The sequence below is a fragment of the Vibrio sp. YT-15 genome, assembly GCF_033337445.1.
Classification (GTDB): Bacteria; Pseudomonadota; Gammaproteobacteria; order Enterobacterales; family Vibrionaceae; genus Vibrio; species Vibrio alginolyticus.
Genome location: NZ_JAWOQR010000145.1, coordinates 1 through 1,112 on the forward strand (window position 1 = coordinate 1; position 1,112 = coordinate 1,112).

At 45.1% G+C, this 1,112-nt stretch carries 1 pseudogene; it reads left to right on the top strand.

From position 1 onward, the window contains the following. Nucleotides 1-1,058: pseudogene (locus R7D93_RS25900) on the top strand (serine protease); the annotation flags it as partial. Nucleotides 1,059-1,112 lie beyond the last annotated feature (54 nt).

Sequence of the window (1,112 nt, forward strand, 5' to 3'; positions counted from 1 at the left end):
TTGACGTTAACGAAAAATCTTGGGGCCCAAACTACCTCCACTTCCGTTTCTTCCTTGAAGATGACTTTGATACCGACAGCCAATACGGCATAGGGATGTCGACTAACTTTACCAACTTAAACGCGCACGGTGCTGAAATGGCACTCAACGTTGAGATGGGCACAGATAAGCTCATTGAGGCGGAGCTGTATTCTCCGGTTCTGTCGAGCCAAGAGTTTTTTGTTGCTGGTAAGGTGGCGTACAGCAGTGAAGGGCGAAACTTGCCGGTCAGTGATGATGACTCGAGTTTAAGTTCGGTGAACGATTTTTTGCCAGTGTCTTATACCGAGTTTGTTTCCGAGATAGCGATTGGCATTCAGCCTACGTTGTGGCAAGAGTTGAGATTGGGCGGTCGATACTCTTCGGGTAGCATTGAGTTATCGACATTGGCGTCTGTAGGCAATTTAGATTTTGAGCGAAGAGGCTTGTTTGCCAATTACCGCTTAGACACCCTCGATGATTTTGCTTTTCCTACGCGAGGTTTGTTGGTCGACCTAGAATATTTGGTTTCTCACGATACCAGCCCTGAAGAGATAGGTCAGTCCAAGCCTCAAGATATTGTGGAAGATACAGTGTATGAAATTGACGCTCGATTTAAGGGGGCAATGAGCTATCAGCGTCATACTTTAGTCGGACAAGCAGAATACAGCTTTGTGCAAAGTAAAAACTCGTCGATAACGCTGGACCCTCGTGAGTTAGGGGGCTTTTTGCATTTGTCAGGCATACCGAGAAACAGCTTGATAGGGCAAAACTTATTCTTCAGCAGTTTGGTATATCGCTACAAATGGTTCGACAATGATTTTGGATTGTTTGAAGCGCCAGTTTATGTAGGCGCGTCGCTAGAACATGGCGGTACATGGTCAGACAACGATCTGAAATTGAATGAAGCACCATTGTATAACGCTGCATCAATTTTCTTTGGTGTGGACTCGCCAATTGGACCTATTATGTTGGCATACGGTCGTACGGAGCAGGATATGGAAGCTGTGTATTTGATCGTAGGAACGTCGTTTAAATAATCGGGTTGTAGAAAGCAAAACCTTGGCATATTTGGTCAAAATTAGCAGAACTTT